At 38.7% G+C, this 20,998-nt stretch carries 23 protein-coding genes; 13 read left to right on the top strand and 10 right to left on the bottom strand.

Features of this window, described 5'->3' with window-relative positions; translation table 11 throughout:
* Window position 1: 1 nt before the first annotated feature.
* The gene (locus tag ACHUE3_RS04235) at window positions 2-694 is read left to right on the top strand and encodes a M15 family metallopeptidase (protein WP_394191643.1); all 693 of its coding nucleotides are present in this window, start codon (window positions 2-4) and stop codon (window positions 692-694) included.
* Here the strand turns inward: ACHUE3_RS04235 and ACHUE3_RS04230 are convergent.
* Entirely contained in the window at window positions 669-1,538 is an 870-nt protein-coding gene (locus tag ACHUE3_RS04230; protein WP_394190522.1) for a DMT family transporter, read from the bottom strand. The genes ACHUE3_RS04235 and ACHUE3_RS04230 overlap by 26 nt on opposite strands.
* 480 nt (window positions 1,539-2,018) lie before the next feature.
* Between ACHUE3_RS04230 and ACHUE3_RS04225 the strand changes: the two genes are divergently transcribed.
* The 4 genes from ACHUE3_RS04225 to ACHUE3_RS04210 are packed head-to-tail and all read left to right on the top strand — an operon-like array spanning window position 2,019 to window position 4,948.
* On the top strand, window positions 2,019-3,392 hold the full coding sequence (locus tag ACHUE3_RS04225) for a COG3014 family protein (RefSeq protein ID WP_394190520.1): 1,374 nt from the start codon (window positions 2,019-2,021) through the stop codon (window positions 3,390-3,392).
* A gap of 8 nt (window positions 3,393-3,400) precedes the next feature.
* Window positions 3,401-3,823, top strand: coding sequence for a YcfL family putative periplasmic lipoprotein (locus tag ACHUE3_RS04220; RefSeq protein ID WP_394190518.1), 423 nt, complete (start codon window positions 3,401-3,403; stop codon window positions 3,821-3,823).
* 10 nt (window positions 3,824-3,833) lie between these two features.
* Window positions 3,834-4,463, top strand: coding sequence for a penicillin-binding protein activator LpoB (gene lpoB, locus ACHUE3_RS04215; protein WP_394190516.1), 630 nt, complete (start codon window positions 3,834-3,836; stop codon window positions 4,461-4,463).
* Between the two features lie 17 nt (window positions 4,464-4,480).
* Window positions 4,481-4,948: an outer membrane lipoprotein gene (locus tag ACHUE3_RS04210; protein WP_394190514.1), complete on the top strand. Its 468-nt coding sequence runs from the start codon at window positions 4,481-4,483 to the stop codon at window positions 4,946-4,948.
* A 62-nt stretch (window positions 4,949-5,010) separates the two neighbouring features.
* Here the strand turns inward: ACHUE3_RS04210 and ACHUE3_RS04205 are convergent, their stop codons facing one another.
* Window positions 5,011-6,228, bottom strand: coding sequence for a pyridoxal phosphate-dependent aminotransferase (locus ACHUE3_RS04205; RefSeq protein ID WP_394190512.1), 1,218 nt, complete (start codon window positions 6,226-6,228; stop codon window positions 5,011-5,013).
* 108 nt (window positions 6,229-6,336) lie between these two features.
* A complete protein-coding gene (locus ACHUE3_RS04200; RefSeq protein WP_394190510.1) occupies window positions 6,337-6,681 on the bottom strand; it encodes an Hpt domain-containing protein in 345 nt (114 codons plus the stop codon).
* A 149-nt stretch (window positions 6,682-6,830) separates the two neighbouring features.
* Between ACHUE3_RS04200 and ACHUE3_RS04195 the strand changes: the two genes are divergently transcribed.
* Together ACHUE3_RS04195 and ACHUE3_RS04190 are read left to right on the top strand one after the other, a co-directional pair.
* Window positions 6,831-7,433, top strand: a complete 603-nt coding sequence (locus tag ACHUE3_RS04195; RefSeq protein WP_394190508.1) for a tRNA-uridine aminocarboxypropyltransferase — start codon at window positions 6,831-6,833, stop codon at window positions 7,431-7,433.
* Window positions 7,430-8,233, top strand: a complete 804-nt coding sequence (locus ACHUE3_RS04190) for a CLCA_X family protein (RefSeq protein WP_394191641.1) — start codon at window positions 7,430-7,432, stop codon at window positions 8,231-8,233. The genes ACHUE3_RS04195 and ACHUE3_RS04190 overlap by 4 nt, the downstream gene beginning before the upstream one ends.
* A 111-nt stretch (window positions 8,234-8,344) precedes the next feature.
* Here ACHUE3_RS04190 and ACHUE3_RS04185 read toward each other — a convergent pair whose 3' ends face one another.
* From ACHUE3_RS04185 to apbC, 3 genes are all read right to left on the bottom strand, one after another.
* Window positions 8,345-10,816, bottom strand: coding sequence for an EAL domain-containing protein (locus tag ACHUE3_RS04185; RefSeq protein WP_394190505.1), 2,472 nt, complete (start codon window positions 10,814-10,816; stop codon window positions 8,345-8,347).
* A gap of 151 nt (window positions 10,817-10,967) precedes the next feature.
* Window positions 10,968-11,558, bottom strand: coding sequence for a dCTP deaminase (dcd, locus tag ACHUE3_RS04180; protein ID WP_394190503.1), 591 nt, complete (start codon window positions 11,556-11,558; stop codon window positions 10,968-10,970).
* A gap of 4 nt (window positions 11,559-11,562) precedes the next feature.
* The gene (apbC, locus tag ACHUE3_RS04175) at window positions 11,563-12,642 is read right to left on the bottom strand and encodes an iron-sulfur cluster carrier protein ApbC (RefSeq protein ID WP_394190501.1); all 1,080 of its coding nucleotides are present in this window, start codon (window positions 12,640-12,642) and stop codon (window positions 11,563-11,565) included.
* A 176-nt stretch (window positions 12,643-12,818) separates the two neighbouring features.
* On the opposite strand from apbC, the gene metG reads away from it, so the two are divergent.
* The 5 genes from metG (at window position 12,819) to ACHUE3_RS04150 (ending at window position 17,026) form a co-directional block, all read left to right on the top strand.
* Window positions 12,819-14,840, top strand: a complete 2,022-nt coding sequence (gene metG, locus ACHUE3_RS04170) for a methionine--tRNA ligase (protein WP_394190499.1) — start codon at window positions 12,819-12,821, stop codon at window positions 14,838-14,840.
* Between the two features lie 82 nt (window positions 14,841-14,922).
* Window positions 14,923-15,423 carry a transposase gene (locus ACHUE3_RS04165; protein WP_394190497.1) on the top strand — a complete coding sequence of 167 codons (501 nt, stop codon included), beginning with the start codon at window positions 14,923-14,925 and terminating at the stop codon, window positions 15,421-15,423.
* Entirely contained in the window at window positions 15,420-16,265 is an 846-nt protein-coding gene (locus ACHUE3_RS04160; protein WP_394191639.1) for an IS3 family transposase, read from the top strand. The genes ACHUE3_RS04165 and ACHUE3_RS04160 overlap by 4 nt, the downstream gene beginning before the upstream one ends.
* 171 nt (window positions 16,266-16,436) lie before the next feature.
* On the top strand, window positions 16,437-16,607 hold the full coding sequence (locus ACHUE3_RS04155) for a DUF6435 family protein (protein ID WP_135475185.1): 171 nt from the start codon (window positions 16,437-16,439) through the stop codon (window positions 16,605-16,607).
* 242 nt (window positions 16,608-16,849) lie between these two features.
* Window positions 16,850-17,026, top strand: coding sequence for a hypothetical protein (locus ACHUE3_RS04150; RefSeq protein WP_394190495.1), 177 nt, complete (start codon window positions 16,850-16,852; stop codon window positions 17,024-17,026).
* Window positions 17,027-17,157: 131 nt separating this feature from the next.
* On the opposite strand, the gene ACHUE3_RS04145 is transcribed toward ACHUE3_RS04150, so the two are convergent.
* Window positions 17,158-17,709, bottom strand: a complete 552-nt coding sequence (locus ACHUE3_RS04145; RefSeq protein ID WP_394190493.1) for a YkvA family protein — start codon at window positions 17,707-17,709, stop codon at window positions 17,158-17,160.
* A 212-nt stretch (window positions 17,710-17,921) separates the two neighbouring features.
* Between ACHUE3_RS04145 and ACHUE3_RS04140 the strand changes: the two genes are divergently transcribed.
* Window positions 17,922-19,148: a DUF3667 domain-containing protein gene (locus ACHUE3_RS04140; RefSeq protein ID WP_394190491.1), complete on the top strand. Its 1,227-nt coding sequence runs from the start codon at window positions 17,922-17,924 to the stop codon at window positions 19,146-19,148.
* Between the two features lie 95 nt (window positions 19,149-19,243).
* Here the strand turns inward: ACHUE3_RS04140 and ACHUE3_RS04135 are convergent, their stop codons facing one another.
* The 3 genes from ACHUE3_RS04135 to ACHUE3_RS04125 form a co-directional block, all read right to left on the bottom strand.
* Window positions 19,244-19,498, bottom strand: a complete 255-nt coding sequence (locus ACHUE3_RS04135; protein ID WP_394190489.1) for a DUF2999 family protein — start codon at window positions 19,496-19,498, stop codon at window positions 19,244-19,246.
* 76 nt (window positions 19,499-19,574) lie between these two features.
* Window positions 19,575-20,537: an NAD(P)H-quinone oxidoreductase gene (locus ACHUE3_RS04130; RefSeq protein WP_394190487.1), complete on the bottom strand. Its 963-nt coding sequence runs from the start codon at window positions 20,535-20,537 to the stop codon at window positions 19,575-19,577.
* Between the two features lie 12 nt (window positions 20,538-20,549).
* Entirely contained in the window at window positions 20,550-20,939 is a 390-nt protein-coding gene (locus ACHUE3_RS04125; protein WP_394190485.1) for a hypothetical protein, read from the bottom strand.
* Between the last annotated feature and the right edge of the window lie 59 nt (window positions 20,940-20,998).

Below are 20,998 nucleotides of genomic sequence, written 5' to 3'. Positions count from 1 at the left end.
AATGGCTCTTACTCCATCACAGTTAGTAGCATGTGCAACTGGTTGCAGTGATGATCACTTAGTTAATATTGGTCGTCACCGTGTGCATGCACAAATTGCTGATGATTTTAAATCATTACAACAGGCAGCTAAAAAAGCAGGTTTTTCGCTGGCTATTGCATCAAGTTTTAGAGATTTCGACCGACAAAGTGCCATTTGGAATGCAAAATTTTCTGGAAAACGGCCTGTATTCGATAAGCATCAGGTCGCTATAGATTTATCTACATTAACTGATATAGAAAAATGTCATGCTATTTTACTTTACAGTGCACTGCCTGGTGCCAGTCGTCATCATCTAGGAACTGACCTTGACGTATATGATGAAGCCGCCATAGCTGCAGATTACGAACTGCAACTAAGTCCACTTGAGTACAGCGAAACAGGCCCATTTGCTCGGCTAACAACGTGGCTCGATAATAATTTAACCAAGTACGGCTTTTATCGGCCTTACCAACATGACCTAGGAGGGGTATCTCCAGAGCCTTGGCATATTAGCCACATAAAGCAATCAAAAATTATGTGTAATCAAGTGTCCTTAGAGGTCATTGAACACCAAATAAAATGCAGTGATTTATTGGGTAAAGACACTATAGTAAAACATTTACCCAGTCTATTTAGTCGCTATGTAACTAATGTTGCGCCGGTACCGATTTAGCCTTCAAAAAAACCAGAACAGCGCCAAGAATTACGGCGCTTGCAATTATAAAATGCAATGTGATGTTTTCATTTAAAAATGCGACACCGGCAACAGCAGCAATAATCGGCACTAACAATTGAACCACAGCGGCCTGACTGCTTTTTAATAATGGTAATGCAACATACCACAGGCTATACCCAAGGCCTGATGCAACACTCCCAGATAGCACTGCCAATAGAATCCCCTCCCAACTACTGCCTGATAATGCACTAAAGCCAATAAGAAGAATCAGGGGAACAATAAATAGACTTCTAGCAAAGTTATAGGCCGTTGCTTTAAGGGGGGCTCTGCATGCTTTACCACGAATACTATATACTCCCCACGCAATACCACTGAGCATCATTAATAAACCCGGTATCAATGAAGGTGTTTTTGCTGAAGGCATCATTAAATATATAAAACCAGCTAAAGCAGTGAGAAATGCTAACCATTGCACGTTTGATAGCCGTTCTTTTGAAAATACTCCCCAACTGATCATTGTTAGCTGCACCGCAGAGAATAGAATTAATGCACCAGTCCCAGTATCAAGCTCGACATAAGCAATTGAAAAACAAAGCGCATAAACCACCAAACTTAAACTACTACGCCAGCTCCCTCGTTCGTCATGAGCAGCTTTATTTGGGATAACTTTTTTATTAGTCGTAATAAATAAAATAAAACCTAAGCACATTGCACCACTTAGTAAGCGTAAGCCAGTAAAATTCCACGCATCTATATGGCCATTTGCAAGCGCTAATCGACACAGTAGAGAGTTAGCAGCAAATGCAACAAGTGCGAAGAGTGTATAGAACGTTACTTTCATTTATTTCCTATAATAAGAATACTGGTTTAAACATTAACAGTTTTAATAAGACCTCGATATAAAAATATAAATTTCATAATGCTAGGGTCTGTTGACCTTTCAAGGTTAAATTTGCAGCAGCCTGTTTGGTATTTAGGCAAGGCAGCGCCTATGTGGTGTGGTTATTCCCCATAAGTAGGCGATAACGCAGCATCAATGCCAAACAGGCGCTGCCCTTCGGGTTCTGCCTAGGGACAATTTACTCTTTGTTGCCTACATGGATGTAAGTAAGGAGCGTTAGCAGGACGCAATAGCTTTGCTCGGTTTTGACTTAGCCTACTAGGTTACAAAACTCGCGCCGCGATTAAATCGATCCTAGTTTGAACAAATCTTAATCCGCAAAGGTCAACAGACCCTGGTTTGTACGATTTTTTACATTGTTTATCATCGTAGGTTAATAAGTCTATGCTAATGTGTAGTTAATTGATTAAGGAGCAACATGTGCGTAGCAGTGTAGTTTTATGTTTAACTTTATTATCTAGTGGGTTGAGTGGATGCAGTACAACAGGTCTTACTGACTTATTTACAGATTACGCAACACAAGTGACGCCTGTACGCCAAGCAATAAAAGCAAATAACGTTAACCAAGCACAACAACTTTTACCTAATAATAGTCTATCGCATAGTAATTATTTATTAAACCAATTAGAAAATGCACGCCTCGAAGATTTGAACAATCAAAACACTCGCGCACAAACGAACTACGAAGCTATTTATTTACAAATGGAAAAAGTTCGTCAAGCCGCAAAAATAAAGGTTTCAAGCTCTTTAGAACAAAGTAATGCGCTATTAACGAATGACTCGGTCATTGAATATATACCAGCACCTTATGAAATGAGCATGCTTCACAGTTATAAAGCACTCAACTACCTTTATCAGAATGACCTAGAGAGTGCTTTAGTTGAAGTGCGTCGCGCGAACAAAGTGCAACTAGATGCATTAAACGAGAATGAACAAGACATTGACTCAGCAATAAAAGAAGCGCAAAAGCATTACCCGAGTATGTCTGAGATCACACAAAATGTTAAGAACGGCTTTCAAAATGCGTATACATTTTATTTATCTGCACTGCTCTATCAAAGTAACAATCAGTTTGACGATGCATACATTGACTATAAAAAAGCATTAGAAATAAACCCAAATAATGTATATCTACAAAAAGATGTAATGCGTCTAGCTAAAAAGCAAGGGTTTGAGCAGGACTTTGCAGCGTATGTTAAACGTTTTGGAAAATTAGAGCAGCCAAAAGAGGCTGGCGAAGTTATTGTATTTATAGAGCAAGGGCTCGTGCCGAAAAAAGATGAGTTTGTGTTGCAATTGCCAATATACACCTCGAGAGGTGATGCTCGATTTTATAGTTTAGCTGTACCGGTGTATAAAGGAGCAGCATTTACTCCGACAATAAGACACCTCAATATAGCTGACGAATCGATGCCTATTGAACCGCTTGTACGCATTGAGGCGCTAGCCGCAAAAACTCTAGAATCACAAGCTCCCGCAAGAATGACACGTCAAGTTCTTAGATTGATTGCCAAAGAGAAGGTACGAGCTGAACTTGCTCGAAGCGGTGGCGACGTAGGAAATATTTTAGCAAATATTTATAACTTAGCGTCTGAGCAAGCAGATACCCGAAGTTGGTCTACCTTGCCTAACCAAATAAGCATTGCAAGGCGAAATATTTCACCGGGTGAACACACGCTGAAAATAGGAAGCAACCAACCAAGTATAAATTTTACGGTTAGTAAGCAGGGGTTAACTTTGATCTATCTAACCTCAATTAATAACTACTTTAACTCTCATGTAGTGCAACTTTAGGAGCTGCTATGAAAATTTTAATACCCCTATTATCGGTATGTTTACTCGCAGCCTGTTCAAGCAGGCCTGTTACATCAGGCATATCTGTTGAACAACATGCCAACTACCAGCAACAACTAAAGGTAAACAACCCTAAGTTAGGAAAAAAACTTGCCATAACTAATGTTAAGACACGTCAAACTAACCAATTAACAGACATAGTTGTTACGCTTTCAAGCCAATATAAAAAATCACAATATTTGCAGTACCAATTCACATGGTTTGACAAAGATGGGTTTGTGATCAAAGGAAACCACTCCCCTTGGCAATCCCTTACTTTGTTTGGATTTGCTAATGTTCAATTACCTGCTCTTGCACCTACATCAGATGCAGTAACGTTTTCGTTAGCAGTTAGAGAAGTATCAACAAAAGCACAAGAATTTGAAGATTAAGGAAATATAAATGAATACATTAAATAAAACGACCACTTTCACCAGACTAACAGGGCTTGCTCTGGTCGGCCTAAGTGCTCTAGTTTTAAGCGGCTGTGCCAATAAAGCAGTCGTTAGTTACGGTGACGCACAAGCTGTAGAAACAACAGATATCAACTTTGGCTCTACAGATCTTCAAAAAGTAGCTAGTCAAATGACCGACTCTCTGCTTAGTTCTCCTGTTATTGGAACTATGACCGCTAATACTCGGCCTATCGTTTTCGTAGAACGAATTAAAAATAAGACCAGTGAGCATATTGATACCGAATCTATCACTGACTCTATTTCGACTCAGCTATTACGCAGTGGAAAGTTTCGCTTTGTTGATATGAGTCGTGTAGAAGCCGCCCGTGAGCAGCTTACATTCCAAAATGAAGATGCCTTGGTAAACCCTGCAACGGCTGTAGCCTTTGGCCAGCAAGTGGGAGCGCAATATATGTTATACGGCAATCTATCAAGTATTGTTAAATCAAACGCTGATAAAGCCGATGTATATTATAAATTTACAATGCGGTTAATGGATTTAAAAAGTGGCCTTGTAGAATGGGCTGATGAAACAGAAATCCGTAAAACGCGTGAAAAATCAACCTTTGGCTGGTAACAGCCTGGGAGCATAACATGAAGCAATTTATTTTCTTATTATTTGCACTACTGGTAATACCGAACCAAGCTTTCGGCGCTTATGAGCGAAACAAAGCAGTGCCAGTTCAACAGGTGCTATTTGGGAAAGTACAATCTGTTCGTACTATTACTGAGCGAGAGCTTATTCAAGATAAAACTAATGGCTGGAAAACCTTTGGCGGAGCCTTATTAGGTGGTGTTATTGGTAATCAATTTGGTGGTGGCAGCGGTCGAACTGCTGCAACAATACTGGGTTCAGTTATTGGTGGTAACATTGCTCACAACCAGCAAAAAGGTAGCTATTATACCCAATATGAATTAGTTGAGATGATGGTAAAAGTCGAAAGCGGTAAGCAGTTCATGGTGGTGCAAGATAAAGATAATCGCATGTTATTTGCTAGAGGCGATCGAGTACGCCTAGTATACCTATCTGACAATTCTGTAAGAGTAGATAGAGCTTACTAAAAGCTTAAAGCAAGCTGCGACATGAATTAACATTCATTTCGCAGCTTTTTAAAAGTGCAATATTATACTTGCTTATAATGATTAAAAAATCGCTGCATTTTAGACATCGCAGTCGCCAGATCGTCTTTATTTGGCAAGAAGACTAACCTAAAGTGATCAGGGTTCGGCCAATTAAATGCCCTGCCATGCACAAGTAATATTTTTTCTGCCTTGAGCAAGTCCAAAATCATTTTTTCATCACTTTTAATATTGAACCGCTCGGTATCCACTTTCGCGAATGCGTATAAAGCCCCTTTTGGTTTAGAGCAAGAGATACCATCAATCGCATTTAACCCCCGCCACGCAATATCTCGCTGTTCGTACAAGCGACCACCGGGGTTAATTAGGTTATCTATGGATTGCACGCCACCCAATGCTTGCTGAATAGCATATTGTGCGGGTACATTAGCACACAAGCGCATTGACGCTAAAATGTCTAACCCTTTTTGTAAATCATAAAGCAAATCGGTTCGGCCACTTAAAACCATCCAGCCCATACGTAACCCAGCAGCACGATACGTTTTTGCTAAGCCATTGAACGTAATGATCGGAACGTCATCGCACAAGGCACCTATGGAGCTGTGAGTCACATCATCGTACAAGATTTTTTCATAAATCTCATCACTCAAGAGCAGTAGCTTATGCTCTCTTGCAATATCGATAAGTTGTTGTAACAAATCATCGCTGTATACGGCACCTGTAGGATTATTTGGGTTTATAAGCACTAAAGCCTTCGTTTTAGAGGTTATTTTACTGCGTATATCAGCTATATCAGGAAACCAATCTTGCTCTTCGTCACACAAGTAATGAACAGGATTACCGCCAGCTAGCTTAACTGATGCAGTCCATAGAGGATAGTCTGGAGCTGGAATTAGCACTTCGTCATCATTGTTTAAAAGCGCTTGGGTGGTCATTTGAATTAGCTCACTAACCCCATTACCAATGTAGATACTATCAACATCTAAATTATTTAAGCCACGCTGTTGATAATGCTGGTAAATAGCCACTCGGGCTGAGTAGAGGCCTTTAGAGTCACAATAGCCTTGGGCAGAATATAAGTTGCGTATAATATCCCTGTGCATATCTTCTGGCATATCAAAGCCAAATGCAGCAGGGTTACCTATATTTAATTTAAGAACTTTTTGGCCGTCATCTTCCATTTTTTTGGCTTGTACTAAAACAGGCCCTCGGATGTCATAACAAACACCTTCTAATTTGTGACTCTTTTTTATTTCTGACATTTCTACCTCTACTAGTGAACAGTTAGACTAACCTAGTAAAGGGTTAAAATACTAGAGTATTTCATAACCTTAATACTGAAAAATATTCACGTACTAGTTAGCTTTGAATTACCTTGCAGCCAACCAAGCAGTTAATTCTACTTGCGTCTTAGATACTTGTTCGTTTAATAGTCGTGAAGCTGCTTCGGCTTTGTCATGCTCATTATTATTCAAGCTATGCTCTATTTCTCTTGCTACTTCAGACAGGCTTGTCGCACCAAACTGCGAAGCATTTGACTTTAAACTGTGTGCGTGACGAATTGATGCTTCTAAATCATTGCCAAATGCAGCAAAGAACTCACCGGCTAAACGGTCAAACTCAGCACAACAAAAAGTTAAAGTATCACTAAACTGATCACCTAATAAAGACTCCATACTTTCTAGCGCACTTTCATCAATAACAACATCGTTCATTTTATATCCTTTTTAGTAACCCGAGTTTTCTCGTTAGTCTGCAACATACTTCTACTTTAACTTTCTTAAGAAAAAAATCCACTTAATAGTTATATTAAGCGTATAATAGTATTGCTTTAAAATCCATTGTAAACAGAATAGATTATTATATGTCTCGTGCTTTATGCCCTCATTGTCAATTTAGTCCCCTTACCTGTCTTTGTGATGACTTAGTGACAGTCAACAATAAGTTGAAGATAATTATCTTGCAGCACCCAAGTGAAACTAAAGTAACAAAAAACACGGCAAAATTACTTAATTTATGCCTCAGTCAGTGCAATATAATACATGGTGAATCACAAGACGATTTTCAATTTTTAACTGATCTGCCAATAGCAACTACCGCATTACTGTACCCCAATGACGATGCTATTTTTTTAGATAGCAAAGATGAAAAAGTCAACGAGTTAAAAACACAATTAACGCATTTAATTGTACTTGATGGCACTTGGAAAAAAGCGTTTAAAATAATGCAACTTACCCCTAGGCTACATGATTTCGTTAGTGTAAGTTTTCAGTCTATTCCAACTAATCGCTACCATATACGTAAAGCACCAAGGGTTGACAGTTTGTCTACACTTGAAGCCGTTGCCCATAGCCTTATGTTAGTTGAACAACAAGATCCTAATCCGCTATACACTGTTTTAGATGCTTTAAATCATAAGCAAACACAATTCATGCCTGCACATGTTAAAGCGCGATATAACAAATAATGACCTACACCAATCGATTGAAGCGAGGCTTCTACCGAAAAGGCCCTGATTATCGGTTTGATGATCAAGTTGATTTTACTGATATAAAAGAAACTTTTGGCTTTAGAACAATGACGGTAGGTAAATGGGTGACTAAAGAGGAGCGTTTCATCAGCGCTAATTTGATTTATGACGCGTTAGCTGATCTTGCCCAAATACTGCAACTTCCTCCAACAGCACTTGGATTAAGGGGTAAATTAAATTTTGCCTTTGGTCACGGTGGTCAACAACACGTACAAGCTCACTATAACAGTGCTACTCAAACACTTGCCCTAGCCAAAAACGCTGGCGGCGGAGCTCTAGCGCACGAATGGTTTCATGCCTTTGATCATCATATATCTAGGCACTTATTCCCCCGCCATAGCGCTTACTTTTTTGCTTCAAAGTTATGGCTTGAGCACTCGATTGATACCAATCACCCTCTCAATCTTGCATTAGACAGTTTTTATAAGAGTGTGTTTTTAAAAAATGATGGGCAACAAGCTAATCAGTATGTTAGGCAATCGATGTTGGCAGATAAACAAGACGGTCAATTTTACATGAGCATGCCAGAAGAGCTCGCTGCACGATGTTTCGAGGCATGTATAGCCAAACACGAAAACATTAAAAACACATTTTTAGTCGGTGGTTTACAACACTCTGCACTCATTTACCCTGATGATGAACACCTTCAAGTAAGCCAAGGTGCGCTTGAATACTATTTCCATAATTTAGGTGTGCTGTTATCTAATAAGGTATACCCAAGCCACCTCAAAATGTGAGTTTCAGTTGGAATTAAAAGCGATTTAGGCAAGGCATTGATTGCAAGGAATAGTGGTTCTATTGTTAAAATAAATAACGCAGTATAAGTGGTTTGGGTATATAAGCCTAAATTAGTTCATGTGATAAACATCAATATCAATATCAATCGTTGTTTCTAAGTTCTGCTCTAACCAATTTAAATAATCTGTAAACGCCAGTGGCCTTGAAAAATAATAACCTTGACCAATTTCGCAACCATAACCCTTCAAAATTTGTAAGCTCTGAATATCTTCAATCCCTTCACCTATAACAAAAGAACCTAAACTTTTGGCTATATCACATGTTGCACGACAAATTGTTCGATCGTTTTTTGAGTACTCTAAGTTCATCACAAATTGCTTATCAATTTTAATTTCGTCAAATCCCATTTTGCTCAAGTAAGCTAACGATGAATAACCTGTTCCAAAATCATCAATAGCAATTTTAAGTCCAATTAACCTATAGTCATTTAAAGCTGTTTTAATATTAACTCCATCACTTAGTGTGGCTGATTCCGTTAATTCTAACATCACATTTGATGCCTTTAGCTGGTACTCATTTAGCAAAGTTAAAAATAAAACGGGTAACTCTTTACGTAATAAATCTTTTGCTGAAATATTAATTGAAATTATGTGCTCTGGATAAATTGCTGTAATTTCTTTTTGATAAATTAGTGATTGTTCAACCACCCACTCTGTAAGTTCAAATATGATCCCAGTAGACTCTGCTATTGGTATGAACTCGTCAGGAGGCACTTGCCCTAAAATAGGATGATGCCAGCGTAAAAGAGCTTCCGCACCATGAATGTGTCCGGTATCTAAACAGATTTGTGGTTGGAAAAATAAACTAAGCTGATTATGCAAAATTGCTTCTTTTAAATAAGATGCAACTTCAAGACGGTATTGCGCTAAATTTGAATTTTCAGCATCAAACATATGCCAACGTTCACCGTGCAGCGGTTTAGCACTCAGAGCTTGTAAGCTGCGTTGTATTAATTGCGTTGCATTTGAAGCATGAAGCGGATAATTTGCCACACCAATATCAACACCATTGACCAGCTGACTGCTGTTATGGCTTATCCCTTCAGTAAAAACAGCGGTTGTAACACATACAAACTGCTCAATTTGACTTAATTCGAGTTGACCATTAACAACATAAGCATAGGTACTATCATCAAGGCGAGAAATATAATGACATTTCAGTTCATTAGCTTCTATCTTCAATGAATTCATAGCGCTTAATTGCTGGCCTAGATTAGCCATAGTGCGTTTTATTTGTGTATTAGCATACTCATAGCCAAAATTTGCACGGGCATCCAACAAAACCACTGGGCGAAACAAAACAAGTGAATGCGGTTTAGAATCAGTTACTTTATGCTGTAAACAATCAAGTAACTTTTGTTTGTTTGGTAAACCCGTTTCATCATCATGAGTTAAACTTTCGTCGTATTGTAAGACTCTTAATCTATCTTGTATTAGCAATGTCGCCAAGAAAACACCTGTATTGAACACAAGGAAACCATCATTTAGAATATGGAGACTCCGAGCTGTAAAGACCGTACTTAACAAAACAAAAGATTGCATTAGCAAGGTGCTCCAAGCAAGCATAAATAGGCCTGTATAATTGGTCTTTGTTTCTTTGCACTGCCAAAATAAATACCCAACCATCGCGATTAAAATCGTATAACTAACCACAAAAAAATACACTGAAAAACTATTAACCAATAAGCTTGCTGCGAGCGGGATACTGCAAAGAATTAACAACGCTGATTTAAGTGGGGTTTTAGCAATAACTATCTGTTTATTAGCATAACTTGACTGCATAAAAAACAAACTTGCAAACGAGATAGCCATTAGATTAAACCAAGCACTTAATCCATTTGAGTATTGACTAATGAGTGGATCACCAAATAATAAAAAAACGCCTTTCCTAGCTAAAAAAGCCACCAACATACACATGAGATAGCCCATTAAAGAAACAAATTTCACTTGTCGAGATAGGAAATAAAATGCGGCACTAATTGCAAGCCCAACAACTAAAATCACCGAGATCATAGCTGTAATAATGACATGCTCTTCAACGCTATTATAGAATTCAACTTCAGGTATTAATGTCGGCTCAATTGTAACCGTTGCGTTATTACTTAAATATACAGCCGCCCAAGCACTGCCAGAGTTAGTTTTAATACTTAAATGTGGGATTATTGAATCAAAATATGCACCATGTTCGTGTTGTTTTAATTTAATAATTTCAAAGTCACTATCGAGTAACTCAAACTTAATTTCATCAACCAGCGTATTTTTAATAAAAAGAATTTGATTTATAGGTTGTTTAGTTGAGTTAACATCAAAGAGTATCCAATACCCACGACCTCGCTTTAATGTAAATGAAGAAACGTCTGCTAAATTATTTTCTTTTACTGCTTCTTTGAAAAACTCCGCGGGTAAACTTTGAGAATCTGATACGGGTAGGACTATTGCTTTATTTGATACAGCATAAAGTTCAACACTGCAAAAAAGCAGTGCAAACAAAAAAGCACGAAATAAAGGACCAATACTTCCCACTTGAACTCCACGTACTTGAACGTATAAAACAAATCAACGTATTAAAGTATGGAAGGTATATAAATAAATGCCAGTAAATCCCAAGAATGATTACAGCAAAAAATAAAAAGGGCCGGTTAAAGGCCCTCTATGCATGGTTTTATTCGTTTACTTATTCGTTCTTATCATCACTAATACGGCTTGCTACTGCGCTATTCTGATCTTTATATTTAGCATCTTTTCGGATGTTATATGGATTAGCTGCTGGCCCTGACATCGTTTCAAAACTCATCGCACCAATTTTCATCATTGGACGAAGTGCAAGCGGTAGTTTCCCCGAATTATAGAATTCTAATACGATATTGCCTGACCAACCTGGATCAATACGGTGTGCGGTAACATGTACCATTAAACCTAAACGCGCTAGTGATGAACGTCCATCAAGCCAGCCGACCACATCCGATGGTAAAGTAACTTTTTCATACGTCATAGCCAACGCAAGTTCGCCTGGGTGTAAAAAGAATGCTTGCTCTTGTTCAAGCACTATTTCATCACTCATTATTGATTCCATCGCTTTATTAAGCTGATCTTTTGGGCCACTTAAGTCAACATAAGCGGCGGTGTGATCTTGAAAAACACGAAACTTATTTCCTAAGCGCAAGTCAACTGTAACGCCAGAAATCATCTCATCGCTTGGGCTTGGCTCTATAACAATGCGTTGCTGTGCAATATATTCTTTAATATGGGTATCTGATAATCTCATTTTTTTAATCGTCCGTAATCACAATCTCTAACGGATCATGATGGGGTTGTTGATAATAAAGTTGGCTTGCTATTAAACGCGCTGCACTGGCATAGGTGCTGCTGATCGCCGCCTCGGTGTCGTTGGCTATTAACTTGCCTTGCTCTGAATATTCTCGTATATCTATCGCCAGTGGAATGTGTGTCAGTACTGGTACGCCATGACGCTGCGCGAGTTTAACGGCCCCGTCTTTACCAAATACGTGATTAGGCTCACCACAATGAGTGCAAATAAAATGGCTCATATTCTCAATTAGGCCAAGCACAGGTACATTTACCTTGTTAAACATGGCAATGCCTTTTTGCGCATCAGCCAGAGCTAAATCTTGTGGAGTAGTCACAATAACGGTGCCACTTGAGGGCACTTTTTGGCTCATGGTCAATTGAATATCACCAGTACCTGGTGGCATATCAACAATTAAATAATCAAGCTCACCCCAAACTGTTTCATTTAACAATTGTGTTAGTGCACCAGACGCCATCGGCCCACGCCATACTGTGGCATCATCACCAGGCACTAAAAATCCAATTGACTGTGCTTTTAAACCGTTTGCATCAAATGGGTATAGTTGTTTGTCATCTTTGGCCGTGGGTTTAGCTCCTAAAAGCCCTAGCAGCATAGGAATTGATGGACCATAAATATCTGCATCTAAAATACCTACATTTGCGCCCTCTTGTTTTAAAGCGCCCGCTAAATTAACCGCAGTTGTCGATTTCCCCACCCCACCTTTACCGGATGCAATTAAAACAATGTGCTTTATTTTCTTAAATTTATAATCGGCAGGTAACTGTACTGTGGCACGAATGTCGACAACTTGACTAATTTGTTCACTTACAAACTTAGCCACAGCGGGCATTTCTGAGCATGCAGCAAAAGGTAAATTAAGCTCAATTAGTAGGGATTTATCATCGTTAGGTTGAATGTTTTTAATAAACAGCTCATCAATACCTACTGCAAATGCAGCACTTCGATAAGCGGCTAAAGCGGCAATTATCGGTTGTTTTTGCACCGATTTAGAAGAGAATAATTTCGACAGTCCAAACATAGCAATAAAATAGCGTTTCTTTGATGAAAATTGCCTCGGAATTATGTAACATTCACGGCATTAACACCAGTCAATTAATGAAAATCAGCGAACCAGTCACTACTTTGCTACCGGTTTGCTGATAAAATTATGATTTTCATCCGTTCCTTTACCGGAACCGTCAATTCGGAATGATTATGGCACAGCGAAAGATCCTTATTACCAGCGCATTACCTTATGCCAATGGCCCAACTCATCTAGGCCATTTATTGGAATACATTCAAACTGATATTTGGTCGCGTTTTCAAAAACTACAGGGCCACGAAACATATTACGTTTGCGCCGATGATGCTCACGGCACGCCAATTATGCTCAATGCGCAAAAGCAAGGGATCACGCCTGAAGAAATGGTAAAAAACGTCAGTATTGAACGTCAACGTGACTTTGCTGATTTTAATATAAAGTTTGATAATTACCACAGTACTCACAGCCAAGAAAACAAAGAATTTAGTGAACTGATTTATAATCGTTTAAACGATGCAGGCCACATTAAAAAGCACACTATTTCACAGTTATTCGACCCAGAGAAAGGTATTTTCTTACCAGATCGTTTTGTCACAGGTACGTGCCCTACATGTAAATCTGAAGATCAAAATGGCGACAGCTGCGATTCATGTGGCGCAACGTATAGCCCAACAGAGCTTATTAACCCGCGCTCAGTGATGTCTGGTGCCGAGCCGATATTAAAAGACTCTGAGCATTACTTTTTTGACTTACCTGCATTTGAAGGTATGTTAAAAGAATGGCTACACTCAGGCACCATTCAACAAGAAATGGCTAACAAGCTAGATGAATGGTTTACTGATGGCTTACAACAGTGGGATATCAGCCGCGATGCACCCTACTTTGGTTTTGAAATACCAAATGCACCGGGTAAATACTTTTATGTATGGCTAGATGCACCAATTGGTTACATGGCCAGCTTTAAAAACCTATGCGATTCAAAAGGCATTGACTTTGATGCGTTTTGGGCTGAAGGATCAGATGCTGAGCTCTATCATTTCATTGGTAAAGATATCATCTACTTCCATAGCCTATTTTGGCCAGCAATGCTTGAAGGTGCTAACTTTAGAAAGCCTACAAACGTTTTTGCCCACGGTTTTGTTACGGTAAACGGCGAGAAAATGTCTAAATCTAAAGGCACTTTTATTAAAGCGCGTACTTATTTAGATAACCTAAATCCGGAATACCTTCGTTATTACTATGCTGCTAAATTAAATAGCGGCATTATTGACCTTGATTTAAACCTAGAAGATTTTGCTCAACGAGTTAACTCTGATCTTGTTGGTAAAGTGGTAAACATAGCAAGCCGTTGTGCTGGCTTTATTACTAAAAAGTTTGATGGCAAGTTAAGCAGCACTATCATGCAGCCAGAGCTTTTAGTTGAGTTCCAAGCAGCCGCGCCTAGTATCACTGCCCATTATGAAAACCGTGAATATAGTCGCGCAATTCGTGAAATTATGGCCCTTGCCGACAAAGCAAACCAATTTATTGATGGCGCTGCTCCTTGGGTATTAATTAAAGACGAAACTAAACAGCAAGAAGCGCATGAAGTGTGCTCCCTTGGCCTTAATTTGTTCCGTGTATTAATTACTTATTTAAAACCTGTATTACCAGAAATGGCTGAAAACGTTGAAGCGTTTTTAAATGATGATCTAGCGTGGCACGATGTTCAGAACGCACTAGTTAGTCACCCAATCAATAAGTTTAAGCCACTAATGCAACGTGTAGAAATGGATAAAGTAAATAAAATGGTTGAAGAATCAAAAGAAAGCCTAGAGCCTAAAGTGACTATTGATCCAAATAGCCCACTAGCAAAAGAACCGATTGCCGATGAAATCGAATTCGATGACTTTGCTAAAGTAGACTTGCGCGTAGCTAAAATTGCTAAAGCAGAACACGTTAAAGGTGCTGATAAACTTCTTAAACTGACTCTTGATTTAGGTGGCGAAACACGCCAAGTATTTGCTGGTATTAAATCGGCTTATGCCCCTGAGGATATCGAAGGTAAACTTACTGTGATGGTCGCAAACCTTAAACCTCGCAAGATGCGTTTTGGTATGTCAGAAGGCATGGTTTTAGCAGCAGGTCCTGGTGGAAAAGAAATCTATATTCTTAACCCAGATGATGGCTCAGAGCCAGGCATGCGTGTTATGTAATTTAATTACATTCGAGAAAAAAACCGCTGAAGCCTGAAGTGACCCCCAATAGTTGGACATTCCAATTACTGGGGGTCTTTTTATGTCCAAACATCACCGAGCATTCAAGCTCAAAATAGCTGAACTCGCTTTGTCTGAAAGCTCTTCGGCGGTAAGTAACAGATTTAATGTTACAGATAGACAGGTCCGATATTGGACCGCTATTTATCGAATTCATGGCGCTGAAAGCTTCAGGTCTGTTCACAAACCTTATTCTCAAGCATTTAAGGCTGAAGTGTTAAAAACGATGACAGCAAACAGTTGGTCACTCGGTTATACCAGTGCTTTCTTCGACTTATCGTCCCCAGGCATTCTTTTTCAATGGCAAAAGCTTTATGCTCGTGATGGTATATCCCGTCTCAAACCACAGAAAAAAGGTAGGTCAGTCATGACAAATAATTCTTCTTCATCAAAACCAGTAGAGCAAATGACTGAGGAGGAGTTACGAGAAGAGTTAGCCTACTTACGAGCAGAGAATGACGTGCTAAAAAAGTTAGAAGCCTTGGCTCAAGCCAGAAAGAAAAAAGCAAAGACAAGACGATAGTCGTCGAAGAGTTCAAGGCAACACATAGCTTACGACACCTTTTAAAGGCTACGGGGCTGCCAAAGAGTGTTTACTATTATCATCGCACTACCTGTAAGCAACCCTGTGCAAGCAATGATTTACTGGTAAAAATACGTGATATTTTTCACACGCATAAAGGACGATATGGCTATCGCAGAATTACGAGTGCCCTGAGAACAATGGGGGTACTTGTTAATCATAAGCGCGTTCAACGGCTGATGAATGAGTTAGGACTCAAGTCAAAAGTAAGGCCTAAGCGCTATAAATCCTATAAAGGTGAAGTATGTAAAATCGCAGAAAATACGCTTAACCGCGAGTTTACTGCGCAGAAGCCAAATCAAAAATGGGTGACGGATGTGACGGAGTTTAAAGTGGATAATGAGAAGGTATATCTATCGCCTATGATTGACCTATTCAACCAAGAGGTAATCAGTTACGAAGTCAGAAAATCCGTTGCACTCCCTTTGGTAACTGACATGCTTAAAACAGCAACTGCTAGGTTAAAGCCAAATGAAAAGCCAATTGTACACTCAGATCAAGGGTGGCAATATCAAAACAAACAATATCAAAATCACCTTAAGGAAAGAGGGTTGCAACAAAGCATGTCAAGAAAAGGAGATTGTTTAGATAATGCGGTTGCTGAGAACTTCTTCGGCATATTGAAGAGTGAGATGTACCACAACGAAACGTTTAAAGACGTGAATGATCTTATTGAAAACATCAAAGAATATATCCACTATTACAAAAATGAGCGTATTAAGCTGAAACTAAAAGGCCTGAGTCCGATACAATATCGAAATCAGGCCTTGGCAACCGCTTAGAAATGAGTCCAACTTTATGGGGTCACTTCAGCCAGCGGTTTTTTTATGCCTAGCACGCAATTGCATTTATTAAAACTAATCGAATTAGGTTTACCAAACGTATAGAAAAACAATATGCATTTAAAAATTTATGCATACCTACTCACACTTGCCGCCATATAAGGAATCAGCATGTTTTCGCTCTTCAAAAAAGATCCTCTAAAGAAACTAAATAAAGACTACAGTGCGAAGCTCGAACAAGCTATGCACGCCCAGCGAAATGGCGATATTAAGAGTTACTCAATGCTCACTCATGAAGCTGAGCAAATTTTAAAAGAAATAGAGGTATTGGAAAAAAAATAAGCTTAAATTCGCATACATAGCTTTTTAAAGTATTATTTTAGCTAGTTAACCATCAGTATAAGCTTTTGCCGATGGTTAACACGCTAAGAAAATGGAAAGTAGCCAGCTCCGGGAAGTTAACCGATGACAAACACATATCCCAGCAAAAACAAGTATCAATAAAGAATAAAATTTCAGCAGTGAAAATTTGTTACAAGGCGTTATTATCGATATCTTAGCCACTGGTTGTCGCTTTAACGTGCATGTTAGCTCAGGTTTTTGTTCATTTACTCTCACCGATAGACAGTACAGCGGTCATTATCAGTGCGCATATTCGAAATAATCAAATGCAAGGTGACAGGCTAAATGTAGGGATTGAGTTTGCGCAAGAAGAACAAAAAAATGCAAAAGCCACTCGATATGTACGAAATAGAGATTAGTTGATAGTAATCTACGGAGTGTTTGGTTGAACTCACATTTGCTAAGAGGTAAAAAATAGATTACTCCATTTTCAAAACCAATAGGCTATAAAAATGGAGTGTTAATAAGCTTTCGAGCGCTTTAATTTCGCTTAAAATACTGAGCGAAATGAAGAACGACCAGCATTACGACGTTCATTACGGCGACTACGCATGCGACTATGAAGCTCACGACGCTTTGAATCTAACCATTCGTCACGAGTGATTGATGCATCAGAGTTACGTGCTTCTTCGCGGCTGCGATACGCACAAAACTCTTCAAACGCTTCAACATCGTCATTAAATTCACCAGCAACTAGCTCTATCATAATTGCATCATCTAAGAAGCCTAAAACAGGGATATGATCAGGCACTAAGTCTTCAGGATCACTAAAATAGGCCAATGCACTTAAAATTTCTACGCGCTCTTCTTCGGGGATTTGCCATTCACTATCTTCAATCATTGCGACAAATGTTTCTAACTTTTTAATACGAAGACGCACAAACTCTGGAACATTTTCCTTTATATTTGAGCTGATTTTTTTAGCATTATTAATTATTACCTGCTCACTGAGTGCCTGTGCACCTTGCTGAGCTTTTCGCATTACATCACGAAAGTGCTCTAAATCAGCATCGGATAATTCAAACTTAACTTCAAACGCCATTTTAATTCTCCTGTTTTGGCTATTTGGTCACAGTACTTCATCACCATGACTAACAACTATGAAATACCTCGTTGTCATTGTTGAATTTAGCAGATACTGCTGCGCTCATCACCTTTAAAATTAATTTTTTATAAAACACTTGTGGTTTTAGTGTAACAAAGTGTTATTATTTTGTGCATTCGTTAAATGGATTTCAACTAATCAGTGTTCTTATGTCGCTAGAGAGTCAGCTTGTAAAGCATAATACCCCTTCTTCGAACGAGCCGCTCGCTATTATTGAACAAGCCGAAGTACCTCAACTAACACCTTCTAAAACGTGTGATAACTGCCACCAAACGGTGTCAGGTGAATTTTGCTCCCACTGCGGTCAATCTCTCGATTCGACATTAAAATATTTTTGGGTTGTTATTTTGCACTTACTCGATGATATTTTTAGTTTTGACTCTCGGGCAAGTCGAACTGTTTGGCCTTTAATGTTTCGCCCAGGTTTTTTAACTAGTGAGTACTTTGCTGGTCGGCGGGTTCATTACGTTCCTCCCTTACGGCTATACTTATTTATCAGTATTGTTTTTTTCCTTGTTTTAAAGCTTACAGTTGCAGCTGAAGAAACACCTGATCTTGACCTCAACAGCAATAAAGTTGCAATAAATCAAGTAACTAAACATATTGAAACACTCAATGAACAAAAATTAACGCTAACCACGGAAGAAAACAGTAAAACGTTAAACAAGATAGACGCAGAATTAGTTCGCTTCAATCGTTACTTAGAAGAGTTAAGCCTTGATAACACAATTGAAGAAAATGCAAAGCTCACTGCAAGCACGCGCAAGCTAATCACCTTAGAACTTGAGCGAATTAAATTAAATAAACAAATTAGTGGTCTGCAAGATAACAAAGATACAGTTAATGTATCGTTCGGGTTTTTATCAAATGAAAGCAACAAAAAGCTAAGTGACTTGGCTACATCACTCACAGAAAAAGCAAAAAAAACCTTCACGTCTGACACAAACCGTTTAATTAACGAAGTGCTAGGAAAGCTTCCTCAATTAATGTTTGTGCTGTTACCACTGTTTGCCGTTTTACTTAAAGTTGTTTTTATTTTTTCAAAACGTCTTTATATGGAGCATTTAACAATAGCGCTTCACAGCCATAGCTTTATTTTTATGAGCTTATTATTAATTGATATTTTAGATGTATCACATGACAGCCTTATGGATGTTGGCAGTAGCTTTAGTGCAGCCATCGCAAGCTTGTTAGCGTTCATTAGTTTTGGATTACTGCTCTGGATACCCGTTTATCTGTTTATTATGCAAAAGCGCATCTACAAACAAGGTATTTTTGTCGCACTTTTGACTTACGGATTTGTTGGTATTATCTATTTTGTTTTAATGGCATTAACTACGATTGCAGCAATTATTTGGGGCTTAGCTGAAATTTAGATATCTTTTTTGATGTGGCTTAACTTACGTTTACGTAAAACCGATAACTAGCTCTAATAAGATGTAAATAGAGCTAGCTAGTTCACAATAAAAACTTATTGACCTTTATACTGCTCTTTTGCTTTTTCTAATTCACCATCGCTAATGCCCAGAGATTCTGCTGCTTCTTTAATAAGCTCTGGTTGCGTCATTACCAAGCCCATCAAGGCTTGAAGTTTTTCTGGTGGAATACCTAACTGCTGTACAAGCGCCATGGCCATCATTGGATTTTGTGTAAACGCTTGAAAAAGCTCATGTACTTTTTCATCACTTACATTATGCTCTTTTAGTGTTGCTATAATAGGGTTCATGTTTTTGCCTTAGTTCGCTTTCTAGATACCCACTATTATATGGGCAGATCATTCGTTTTAAAGCTGTACAATGTAATTACTCTACGAGTAGTACCACTTTACCTGCATTTTCGTTATTTTCTAATATACGATGTGCCTCATTAGCTTGTTGCCAAGGCAATGTCTTATAAATGTTAAAATCGAACTTTTTACTGACAATATCAGCGTAAAATTTATCAACAAATTCGTTACGCAATTCTCGTTTAAATTCTAAACTTCTATTACGAAGCGTGGAAGCATGGAGTGAGATACGCTTTTGTAGTAATCGAGCAAAATCTACTTCAGCAAAACGCCCGTCTAAAAATGCCAGCATAATGATTTGGCAATCCATTGCGGCAATGCCCGCATTTTTATTTAAATAGCGCCCTGAAACAGGGTCAACGATAACATTTGCCGATAATTTATGAGCCTTCATATACTCTACAAAATCGACTTGTTTGTAATTGATTACATGATCCGCACCCAGCTTTTGAGCATGCTGACACTTTTTATCACTTCCCGCTGTTATTACAACCGTTGCACCAGCACGCTTGGCCATTTGAATAGCAGCGCCTCCTACACCACTTGCGCCAGCATGAATCAAAGCCGTTTGCCCTTGTTGTAAGTTACCTAATTGAAAAAGCGCCCCGAATGCAGTTAAATAGACTTCACTAATAGCTGCCCCTTCAGCCATAGATATCCCCTGAGGTAGACGCATAAGTTGTGCAGCATCTATTGCAACGTATTCACTATAAGCGCCGCCTGCACATAATGAAAACACTGGTTTTTCAAGCCATTGGACATCTACATCATCACCTACTTCAACCACAAGTCCAGCACATTCTAACCCTAAAATAGGGCTGTCGCCTTCAGGGGCAGGATACTTCCCTTGACGTTGCATGCTATCGGCGCGATTTACACCAATTGCAGCGACCTTGACTAATACCTCATGCGGTTTTATTTGTGGTTTTTCAATTCTACATAGTGTTAAGTTTTCATCATCGTGAGAAATATACTGCACAAAGCCTCCTATTTAATTAATTTTACGCCATACCTCGGCTTCGACTAATTCACCATTTTCAGTAAGTGAATGATGCCACAAATCACCCTCTATTTTGTAGTCAAAAGCCATGGTTTTACCAAGCAACGATGGAATATTGCCATAAGAAAAAGTTTCAACGAATTGTTGATTTTTTAATACATATTTACCGCCACCAGCATAGTGGAATTTACCATTTTTTTGCGTAATGTAGTTAAAGTGTGTAGGGGTGATAAGCTTCACTGAGGTTAATTGTGGAGCCTTGGCATTGACAAAACCGCCGTCTACAGCATATTTTCCTTCAACAAACTCCCAGCTACCTAGTAGTGGGTTAGCCATTGAAAAAGAAGAAAACGCTAACAAACTTACTGCTATAAATTTCATAATCTACCCTTTTATAATTTAATAAAAAAAGGCCAGTGTACCTTTTTATAATTTATTGG

The organism is Pseudoalteromonas atlantica (assembly GCF_043641955.1).
Lineage (GTDB): Bacteria > Pseudomonadota > Gammaproteobacteria > Enterobacterales > Alteromonadaceae > Pseudoalteromonas > Pseudoalteromonas atlantica_A.
Note: the sequence above shows the minus strand (reverse complement) of the source record. Positions and strands in the feature narration are given on the sequence as shown.

Excerpts from the sequence above, each read along its gene's own strand:
- apbC (WP_394190501.1), bottom strand. The coding sequence starts at position 12,642 with ATGTTTGGACTGTCGAAATTATTCTCTTCTAAATCGGTGCAAAAACAA.
- ACHUE3_RS04135 (WP_394190489.1), bottom strand. The coding sequence starts at position 19,498 with ATGAACCCTATTATAGCAACACTAAAAGAGCATAATGTAAGTGATGAA.
- dcd (WP_394190503.1), bottom strand. The coding sequence starts at position 11,558 with ATGAGATTATCAGATACCCATATTAAAGAATATATTGCACAGCAACGC.
- ACHUE3_RS04200 (WP_394190510.1), bottom strand. The coding sequence starts at position 6,681 with ATGAACGATGTTGTTATTGATGAAAGTGCGCTAGAAAGTATGGAGTCT.
- ACHUE3_RS04165 (WP_394190497.1), top strand. The coding sequence starts at position 14,923 with ATGTCCAAACATCACCGAGCATTCAAGCTCAAAATAGCTGAACTCGCT.
- ACHUE3_RS04205 (WP_394190512.1), bottom strand. The coding sequence starts at position 6,228 with ATGTCAGAAATAAAAAAGAGTCACAAATTAGAAGGTGTTTGTTATGAC.
- ACHUE3_RS04230 (WP_394190522.1), bottom strand. The coding sequence starts at position 1,538 with ATGAAAGTAACGTTCTATACACTCTTCGCACTTGTTGCATTTGCTGCT.
- ACHUE3_RS04220 (WP_394190518.1), top strand. The coding sequence starts at position 3,401 with ATGAAAATTTTAATACCCCTATTATCGGTATGTTTACTCGCAGCCTGT.
- ACHUE3_RS04235 (WP_394191643.1), top strand. The coding sequence starts at position 2 with ATGGCTCTTACTCCATCACAGTTAGTAGCATGTGCAACTGGTTGCAGT.
- ACHUE3_RS04145 (WP_394190493.1), bottom strand. The coding sequence starts at position 17,709 with ATGGCGTTTGAAGTTAAGTTTGAATTATCCGATGCTGATTTAGAGCAC.
- ACHUE3_RS04150 (WP_394190495.1), top strand. The coding sequence starts at position 16,850 with ATGTTAGCTCAGGTTTTTGTTCATTTACTCTCACCGATAGACAGTACA.
- ACHUE3_RS04155 (WP_135475185.1), top strand. The coding sequence starts at position 16,437 with ATGTTTTCGCTCTTCAAAAAAGATCCTCTAAAGAAACTAAATAAAGAC.
- ACHUE3_RS04210 (WP_394190514.1), top strand. The coding sequence starts at position 4,481 with ATGAAGCAATTTATTTTCTTATTATTTGCACTACTGGTAATACCGAAC.
- metG (WP_394190499.1), top strand. The coding sequence starts at position 12,819 with ATGGCACAGCGAAAGATCCTTATTACCAGCGCATTACCTTATGCCAAT.
- lpoB (WP_394190516.1), top strand. The coding sequence starts at position 3,834 with ATGAATACATTAAATAAAACGACCACTTTCACCAGACTAACAGGGCTT.
- ACHUE3_RS04195 (WP_394190508.1), top strand. The coding sequence starts at position 6,831 with ATGTCTCGTGCTTTATGCCCTCATTGTCAATTTAGTCCCCTTACCTGT.
- ACHUE3_RS04125 (WP_394190485.1), bottom strand. The coding sequence starts at position 20,939 with ATGAAATTTATAGCAGTAAGTTTGTTAGCGTTTTCTTCTTTTTCAATG.
- ACHUE3_RS04140 (WP_394190491.1), top strand. The coding sequence starts at position 17,922 with ATGTCGCTAGAGAGTCAGCTTGTAAAGCATAATACCCCTTCTTCGAAC.